Genomic DNA, 273 nt, shown 5'->3' on the forward strand with positions numbered 1-273 from the left:
TCACCGACATCCTGATCGAGATTTTGCACAACCGGTGCGCGCCCTACATCGTGCTGTGCCCGGGACACCTTTTGGCCAACTACGTGAACGAAATGCTGTACTTCACGGGCGGCCAGATGAACGTGATTCCGCTCTCGATGGAAGCGGTTCGCGTGCACGGTATCGAGCGATTGCAAGCGATGTTGGAGGGTGCGCCACGTAACACTGTGGTGGTTGCCGACTACAACGCTCTCATGTACCGACAATACAGCGTGTGCTACGGCACGACGCCTG

General features: G+C 57.5%; 1 protein-coding gene. It reads left to right on the forward strand.

Features of this window, described 5'->3' with window-relative positions; translation table 11 throughout:
- A partial coding sequence (locus tag AC1RPH_RS08325) for a hypothetical protein (protein ID WP_481762116.1) occupies nt 1–273 on the forward strand: 273 nt, incomplete at both ends.

The organism is Dellaglioa sp. CoH-57-MRSF-16 (assembly GCF_056782055.1).